Source organism: Pseudomonas sp. GM84 (assembly GCF_000282535.1).
Lineage (GTDB): Bacteria > Pseudomonadota > Gammaproteobacteria > Pseudomonadales > Pseudomonadaceae > Aquipseudomonas.
This window is the reverse complement of sequence record NZ_AKJC01000357.1, coordinates 1-9069: the sequence shown is the minus strand read 5'-3', so window position 1 is coordinate 9069 and position 9069 is coordinate 1. Positions and strand designations below refer to the sequence as shown.

3 protein-coding genes are annotated in these 9069 nt (G+C 65.8%); all 3 read left to right on the top strand.

Annotated features, from left to right (window positions below; all coding sequences use genetic code 11):
• The first annotated feature begins 163 nt into the window (after positions 1-163).
• On the top strand, positions 164-3637 hold the full coding sequence (recC, locus tag PMI38_RS25480; protein WP_008100784.1) for an exodeoxyribonuclease V subunit gamma: 3474 nt from the start codon (positions 164-166) through the stop codon (positions 3635-3637).
• Positions 3634-7305, top strand: a complete 3672-nt coding sequence (gene recB / locus PMI38_RS25475) for an exodeoxyribonuclease V subunit beta (protein ID WP_008100782.1) — start codon at positions 3634-3636, stop codon at positions 7303-7305. The genes recC and recB overlap by 4 nt, the downstream gene beginning before the upstream one ends.
• Positions 7302-9069 (top strand): exodeoxyribonuclease V subunit alpha (gene recD, locus PMI38_RS25470; protein ID WP_008100780.1); only part of this gene is annotated, 1768 nt, incomplete at its 3' end. The genes recB and recD, both read left to right, overlap by 4 nt.

The following is a 9069-nucleotide window of genomic DNA, read 5'->3' as shown; positions in this document are numbered from 1 at the left end:
CGATGGTAGTGTGGGGTTTCCCCATGTGAGAGTAGGTCATCGTCAAGATTCATTTCGCAAAACCCCTATCTGCGCGAGCAGGTAGGGGTTTTGTCTTTTCTGGCTGTTTGTCAGCCGTGATATCGTTCCCCCTCATTTCGAAGCACCCTGCAGAGGACCTTGAATGGCCAACACCACTTCACTCCATCCTGGCTTCATGATTGTCCACGGCAACCGCCTGGACGACCTGCGCAGCCTGGTTGTGAACTGGATGCGCCGTTACCCGCTGGCTCCATTGGAAAACGAGATTGCGCTGGTACAGAGCAACGGCATTGCCCAATGGCTCAAGCTGGCCTTGGCCGAAGACCCACAGGAAGATGACCTTGGGGGATGCGGTATCGCCGCGGCCATCGATGTGCAGCTGCCGGGTAGCTTCATGTGGCAGCTGTACAGAAAGGTGCTGGGCCGCGATGAAATCCCCGAGGTCTCGCTGCTGGACAAGGCGCCCCTGACTTGGCGCCTCATGCGTTTGCTCCCGGAGCTGATCGAACGCCCCCACTTCGAGCCATTGCGGCGCTTTCTCACCGACGACGGCGACCTGCGCAAACGCTACCAGCTGGCAGAGCGCCTGGCTGACCTGTTCGACCAGTACCAGGTCTACCGCGCCGACTGGCTCAAGGACTGGGCTGCCGGCAACCACGTGCTCAACACGGCCCGTGGCGAACGAAAACCCTTGGCCCCCGGCAATCGCTGGCAGGCCGAGTTGTGGCGAGCGTTGCTTGAGGATGTTGGCGAGCAGGGCATGGCCCAGAGCCGAGCAGGGGTGCACCAACGCTTCATCGAGCGTATCAACAGCCTTGAGCAACCGCCTGCCGGCCTCCCTTCGCGAGTCATCGTGTTCGGCATCTCCTCCTTGCCCGCCCAGGCACTGGAAGCGCTGGCCGGCCTGGCCCGCTTCAGCCAGGTGTTGTTGTGCGTGCACAACCCTTGTCGCCATCACTGGGCCGACATCGTGGCCGACAAGGATTTGCTCCGTCACCAGTACAAGCGCCAGCAACGCAAGCAAGGCATGCCACTGCAGCTGGATGACGAGTCGTTGCACCAGCATGCCCATCCCTTGCTGGCCGCCTGGGGCAAACAGGGCCGCGACTACATCAACCTGCTCGACAGCTACGACGATCCAGGCAGCTACCAAGGTGCATTCAGCGAAGGACGCATCGACTTGTTCAGCGAGGGGCACCCCACCACGCTGCTCAACCAGCTGCAAGACGATATCCTCGAACTGCGCCCCCTCGCAGAGACCCGCCAGCTGTGGCCTGAAGTCGATCTGACCAAGGACCGATCGGTACGCTTCCACGTTGCCCACAGCCCGCAACGGGAAGTGGAGATCCTGCACGACCAACTGCTCGCCCGCTTCAGTGCCGACCCGACGTTGCGTCCGCGTGATGTCATCGTCATGTTGCCGGCGATCGACACTTATGCCCCCCATATCCGCGCCGTATTTGGCCAGTTGCAGCGCAACGACCCACGTTACATCCCCTTCACCTTGACCGACCAGGGCCAGCGCGGCCGCGATCCCTTGCTGATCGCCCTCGAGCACCTGCTCAAACTGCCAGACAGCCGCTTCGCGGTGAGCGAAGTGCTCGACCTGCTCGATGTGCCGGCCCTGCGTGCCCGCTTCGGTATCCGCGAAAGCGACCTGCCAACGCTGCACCGCTGGATCGAAGGCGCGGGTATCCGCTGGGGCCTGAATGCCGAACAGCGTGCCACCCTGGGCCTGCCCGAGGGCCTGGAACAGAACAGTTGGCGCTTCGGTCTGCGCCGCATGTTGCTTGGCTATGCGGTGGGCGTGGGCGAGGGATGCGATGGCATCGAGCCGTATGACGAGATCGGCGGCCTGGATGCCGCACTTATCGGCCCGCTGGTGGCGTTGCTCGATGCCCTCGATGTGGCCTGCCAGGTACTGTCCCGGCCCGCGACAGCGGCGCAATGGGGCGAGCGCCTGCACGCCTTGCTGCAGGTATTCTTCCTGGCCGAAGGTGAGCACGACGAGTTTCTGCTGATGCAATTGCAGGAGCTGCGCGATGGCTGGCTGGAAGTCTGCGAAGGCGTTGGCCTGCAAGACCTGCTACCCCTGACTGTCGTGCGCGAGGCCTGGCTCTCGGGGTTGGACCAGGGCAAGCTGTCCCAGCGTTTTCTCGCAGGCTCCGTCAACTTCTGCACCCTCATGCCCATGCGCGCGATCCCCTTCCGTGTGGTCTGCCTGCTGGGCATGAACGATGGCGACTATCCGCGCGCGCAGCAGCCGCTGGACTTCGACCTGATGGCCAGCGACTACCGACCGGGCGATCGCTCGCGCCGTGAGGATGACCGTTACCTGCTGCTCGAAGCGCTGCTTTCGGCACGCGATCAGCTCTACATCAGCTGGGTCGGCCGTAGCATTCGCGACAACAGCGAGCGTCCGGCATCGGTATTGATTGGCCAGCTGCGCGATCATCTGGCCGCCGGTTGGCGTCTGGCCGGTGTCGGCGACGACCCGCAAGCGGGCGAGCAGTTGCTGCATGCCTTGACTCAAGAGCACCCGCTGCAACCCTTCAGCCCACGCTATTTCCAGAAAGGTAGCGCGTTGTTCAGCTATGCCCATGAATGGCAGCTGCTGCACCGGCAGGCCGATGAGGCTGCGTTGCCAGAACCAGGCCTGCCCCCTTATGCCAGCGATGAAGCCCTGACCCTGACGCAGTTGCAGGATTTTCTGCGCCATCCCGTGCGGCATTTCTTCAGCCAGCGGCTGAAAGTGTTCTTCGAAGCGCTGGAAGCACCCACGCCGGACGAAGAGCCGTTCGTGCTCGACGCGCTGCAGCGCTACAGCGCCAGCGAAAGCCTGCTGGGCGCAGCCATGGCCGAACCTGAACAGGCCGAACGCGCCTTGCAGGCACAGGCGCGCCGGCTTCAGGCCTGCGGTGTGCTGCCCCTGGCCGGGTTCGGCGAGATTCTGCAGGCCGAGCTGATCCAGCCGCTGCCTGACCTGCTGCAGCGTCACCGCCAGCTGTTGCAACGCTGGCCCAGCGTGGTCGAAGGCGCGCTGCCGATCCATTTTCAGCAGGGCAGCCACCGGCTGGAGGGCTGGCTTGGCCGGGTCTACCAGGCCGACAATCAGAGCCTGCTGAGCATCACCACGGTGCCCAATACCATCAGTGCCGGTCGCACCCTCAAGTGGCATCGCCTGATCGCCAGCTGGGTCATGCACCTGGCGGCCTGCGCCGCTGGGTATCCGCTGCACAGCGCGCTGCTGGCCAGTGACCTCACCCTGTTGCTCGACCCACTGCCACAAGCCCAGGCTGCCGAGCTGCTTGGCCACTTGCTGGTGTCGCGCCAGGCCGCGATGAATGCGCCGCTACCGGTCGCGGCCAAGACGGCGTTCGCCTGGCTGGCCCAGGACGACCCCGACAAAGCCCTCGCCGCTGCCATGCGAGCCTACGAGGGCGACGGTCGCAACAGCTTTGGCGAGCGCAGTGAAAGCCTTGCCCTGGCCCGGCAGTTCCGTGACTTCAGCGCGCTCAGCGCCGACGAAACCTTCGAAGGCTGGTGCGAAACCCTGTACCGCCCGTTATTCAGCGCAGCCTGGCAAACACTGGGCAACCCGGAGAGTGGCGCATGACCCAGGCCCGTCCCCTGGCATTGAGTTTTCCCTTGCACGGCAGCCAATTGATCGAAGCCAGTGCCGGTACCGGCAAGACCTTCACCATTTCTGCGCTGTACCTGCGCCTGATCCTTGGCCATGGTGGCGAGCAAGGCTTCGGCCGCGAACTGCTGCCGCCGCAGATCCTCGTGGTGACCTTCACCGATGCCGCCACCAAGGAGCTGCGCGAGCGTATTCGTGCCCGACTGGCCGAGGCGGCGAGATTTTTCCGGGGTGAACTGCAGGCAGCCGATCCACTGCTCCACCAGCTGCGAGACGATTACGCCGAAGAACACTGGCCACGTTGTGCCAGTCGCCTGGAAATTGCCGTGCAGTGGATGGACGAAGCGGCCGTGTCGACCATCCATGGTTGGTGCCAGCGCATGCTCCGCGAGCACGCGTTCGACAGCGGCAGCCTGTTCACCCAGAGCCTGGAAACCGACCACAGCGACCTGCTCGGCCAGGTCATGCGCGATTACTGGCGGCGCTTCTGCTACGGCATGCACGGCGAGGCCCTGAACTGGGTGCGCAACCACTGGGGCAGCCCGGATGCGCTGCTGCCACGCATCCGCCCGTTGTTTGGCCGCGTGCGCCTGCATCAGGACGAGCAGGAGCCTCAAGCGCTGATCGATGCCGCGCTGCAACAACGGGTCGATCAGCTGCGCCAGCTCAAGGCGCCGTGGATGCAGTGGGCCGAGGAGTTGCAGCAAATCTGCCGCGATGCCGTGGCGGCCAAGCAAGCGGACGGGCGCAAGCTGCAGGCTCGCTTCTTCGAGCCGTGGTTCGACAAGTTGCGTACCTGGGCCGGTGATGAGCAGGAAGTAGACCTCGACCTGGGCACCGGTTTCACCCGCCTGACCCCAACCGGCCTGGCCGAAGCCTGGAAAGTCGGCGACCCGCCTGAACATCCGGCCCTGCTGGCCATGCAGGACTTGCCGAAACAGTTGCAGGCCCTGGCCAGCCCGGATGCACGCTTGCTCGAACACGCTGCCGCCTGGGTGTCCGCACGCTTCGAAGTGGAAAAACGCCGTCGTGCCGAAATGGGCTTCGACGATATGTTGCTCCGCCTGCAGCATGCCCTGGCCAGCGAGGCCGGCGAACGCCTGGCCGGTCTGATTCGCGAACAGTTCCCGGTCGCGCTGATCGACGAGTTCCAGGACACCGACCCGGTCCAGTACGGTATTTTCGAAAGCATCTACCGCATCGGCGAGAACCGCCCGGAAACCGGCCTGTTCATGATCGGCGACCCGAAGCAGGCGATCTATGCCTTCCGTGGCGCCGACATCCATACCTACCTGTCGGCCCGGCGGGCCACCGCTGGCCGCCTGCACAGCCTGGATACCAATTACCGCTCCAGCCAGGCAATGGTGGCGGCGGTCAATCAGGTGTTCCTGCAGGCTGAAGGGCGCGAACAAGGGCGAGGCGCCTTCCTGTTCCGCGAGGACGGCGACAACCCGCTGCCATTCGTCGAAGTACGGGCCAAGGGCCGCAGTGAAACGCTGCTGATCGATGGTCACCCCAGCGCGGCCTTGCAGTGCTGGCAACTGGAAAGCGACGAGCCCGTCTCCAGCACGCTGTATCGCCAGCAAATGGCGGCCAGTTGCGCCAGCCACATCGTTGGCCTGCTCAATGGCGGGCAGCGCGGCGTCAGCGGTTTTCGCAATGAGCAAGGCGGACAGCGGCCCTGCCTGCCTTCGGACATCGCCATTCTCGTGCGCGATGGCTTCGAAGCGCAGCTGGTGCGTGCCGAGCTGGCCGCCCGCGATGTACGCAGCGTCTACCTCTCCGACAAGGACTCGGTATTCGCCGCCCAGGAAGCCCATGACCTGCTGGCCTGGCTCAAGGCCTGTGCCGAACCCGACTCCGAGCGCTTGCTCAAGGCCGCCCTGGCCAGCCTGACCCTGGACCTGTCGCTGGCCGAGCTGGACCAGCTGAACCAGGACGAGCGGGTCTGGGAAGGCTGGGTCATGCGTTTTCGCCGCTACCGCGACACCTGGCAGCGCCAGGGCGTGTTGCCGATGCTGCGCCACCTCCTGCACGACTTCCACCTGCCGCGCACCCTGATCGCGCGCAGCGACGGCGAACGGGTGCTCACCAACCTGTTGCACCTGGCCGAGCTGTTGCAGCAGGCGGCCGGCGAGCTGGACGGCGAACAGGCGCTGATTCGCCACCTGGCCGAGCACCTGGCCAACGCCGGGCAGGCCGGTGAAGAGCAGATCCTGCGCCTGGAGAGCGACGAGCAACTGGTCAAGGTGGTGACGATCCACAAGTCCAAGGGCCTGGAATATCCGCTGGTCTACCTGCCCTTCATCTGCACCAGCAAACCGGTAGACGGTAGCCGCCTGCCGCTGGCCTGGCACGACAGCCAGGGCAACGTGCAGCTCACCCTGACCCCTGACCAGGAGCAGATTGCCCTGGCCGACGACGAGCGCCTGGCCGAAGACCTGCGCCTGCTCTACGTTGCCCTCACTCGTGCCCAGCACGCCTGCTGGCTGGGCGTCGCCGACCTCAAGCGCGGTAGCCAGAAGACCTCGCAGCTGCACCGTTCGGCCCTTGGCTACCTGCTCGGTGGCGGACTGCCGCTGGCGGGCTCGACGCAGTTGTCGGATTGGCTGCAGGGCCTGCTGTCCAGCTGCCCCCAGATTGCCTGCCCAGGTCTGCCGGAGGCTGACGAACAGTGTTATCAACCGCCCCATGCCGAGCACGAGCTGCTACCTGCACGCAAGCCTCGGCGTGCGGCGTCCGAACACTGGTGGATCGCCTCCTACAGCGCCTTGCGGGTCGGTGAACAGACACTGGGTGCCGACAGCTCCCAAGCCCAGCAGCTGCTCGACGATGAGGGGGTCGATGCCCAGCTGGTGCGTGAAGTGCCGGCAGAGGGCGGCGACATCCATCGCTTCCCGCGCGGCCCGAACCCGGGCACCTTCCTCCATGGCCTGCTCGAATGGGCGGGGCGCGAAGGCTTTGCCGAGGTCGCCGCCAACCCCAAGCTGATCGAACGTACCGTCGGCCAGCGTTGCAACCGCCGCGATTGGACCGGCTGGATTCCAACGCTCAGCCACTGGATGCTGCAGGTGCTCAACGAGCCGCTGCCGGCCCGCGATGCGAGCCTCACGCTCGCCCGGTTGCAGCACTACCAGATCGAAATGGAGTTCTGGTTCGCCAGCCATCAGGTCGATGCCGCGCAACTCGACCGTCTGGTGGCCCGTCACACCCACTCAGGGGTGGCGCGCCCTGCGGCCCAGCCGACGCTGCTCAATGGCATGTTCAAGGGCTTCATCGACCTGGCTTTCGAACTGGACGGGCGCTACTACGTGGCCGACTACAAGTCCAACTGGCTGGGCCCGGACACCCTGGCCTATGACGCAGTGGCCATGGAAAAAGCGATTCTCGAACACCGCTACGACCTGCAGTACGTGTTGTACCTGCTGGCCCTGCATCGCCAGTTGCGCGCACGGCTGCCCGACTACGATTACGACCGCCATGTCGGCGGTGCCCTGTTCATCTTCCTGCGCGGCGCCAGCAGCAGTGGCCATGGCGTGTACTTCGCCAAGCCACCGCGCGAGCTGATCGAAGCGCTCGACGCACTGTTCCGTGGCGTCCATCAGCCGCAGCAACAGGACCTGTTTGCCGGAGTCGCGCCATGAGCCGAACCCTCGACGATCTCTTGCCAACGCCCCTGCACGCCGAACAGTTGCTGGGGCTGCAGCCGCAACATGTCAGCGGCGATCTGTTGCAGCTGCTCGACCGCTGGGTGGAGCGTGGCTGGTTGCGCGCGCTGGACCGGGCATTCGTGTCCTTCCTCGAAGAGCGAGCCCCTGGCAGCGATCCATTGCTGCTGCTGGCGGCCGCCTTGGCCAGCCATCAGCTTGGCCACGGGCATGTCTGCCTCGATTTGCAGCAAACCCTCGCAGAGCCGGATTTCGCCCTGTCGCTGCCACCGGAGGGCGATGCCCTGACGGGCCCATTGCTGCTGCCTTCCCAACTGCTGGCCAACCTCGACCTGCGTACCTGGCTGCAACGCATTGCCGCCAGCCCGCTGGTGGCCGCCGCCGATACCCCCGGCCAGCAGGCGCGGCCGCTGGTACTCAGCGGCGAACGCCTGTACCTGCGCCGCTACTGGAGCTATGAACGGCGCATCGATGCCACCCTGCGCCAGCGCCTGAGCCTGCATGAGGCGGCCCCGGCAGATTTGCCGGCGCGCCTGGCACAGTTGTTCGACGCAGGGGCCCTGGCCGGCCAGGTCGACTGGCAGAAACTGGCCTGTGCCCTGGCCACCCGCGCCGGCTTCAGCATCATCACCGGCGGCCCCGGCACCGGCAAGACCACCACCGTGGTCCGTTTGCTGGCCTTGTTGCAGGCACCGGCGGTGGAGCAGGGCAGGCCCCTGCGTATTCGCCTGGCCGCGCCTACCGGCAAGGCGGCGGCGCGCCTCACCGAATCCATCGGCCAGCAGGTCGAGCGCTTGCAGGTGAGTGCCGAGGTGCGCGGGCAGATCCCCACCGATGTCAGCACCGTGCATCGTCTGCTCGGCAGCCGGCCGGGGTCGCGGCATTTCCGCCACCATGCCGGCAACCCGTTGCCCCTGGACGTGCTGGTGGTCGACGAAGCGTCGATGATCGACCTCGAGATGATGGCCAACCTGCTCGATGCCTTGCCGCCAAAGGCCCGCCTGGTGCTGCTGGGCGACAAGGACCAGTTGGCCTCGGTCGAGGCGGGTGCGGTGCTGGGCGACCTGTGCCGCGATGCCGAGGACGGCTGCTATTCGCCCGCGACGCAAGCCTGGCTGGAGCAGATTGGCGGCCAGTCGTTGGCCGGCAGCGGCCTCAAGCCGGGCGACGATCAACGTCACCCATTGGCCCAACAGGTGGTGATGCTGCGCTTCTCCCGGCGTTTCGGCGAAGGCAGCGGCATTGGCCAGCTGGCGCGCCTGGTCAACCGTCAAGAAGGGCAGGCGGCGCGCGACTTGCTGAGCCTGCCGCCGAGCGATGTGTTCGGGCTGGCCCTGCGCGGCGAGCAAGACCGTGCCTTCGACCGCCTGCTGCTCGATGGCCTGAACCGCGGCGCCGAGGGGCCACAGGGCTATCGCAGTTACCTGCGGGCGATCGGCCGCTTGCGCCCGGCGCCCGGCACGGCCTTCGACGACCCGCGCTGGGAGCAATGGGCGGCCAAGGTGCTGCACAGTTTCGAGGACTTCCAGCTGCTCTGCGCGGTGCGCAAGGGCGCCTGGGGTGTGGAGGGGCTCAACGAGCGGGTAGCGCGGGTGCTGCACAATGCCGGGCTGATCGACAGCCAGCAGCCCTGGTACGAAGGGCGCCCGGTGCTGGTCACCCGAAACGACTACGGCCTGGGGCTGATGAACGGCGATATCGGCATCGCCCTGCGCTTGCCCGACGAGCACGGCGAGCCGC

Coding starts and splice junctions, on each gene's coding strand:
- recC (WP_008100784.1), top strand. CDS start 164: ATGGCCAACACCACTTCACTCCATCCTGGCTTCATGATTGTCCACGGC.
- recB (WP_008100782.1), top strand. CDS start 3,634: ATGACCCAGGCCCGTCCCCTGGCATTGAGTTTTCCCTTGCACGGCAGC.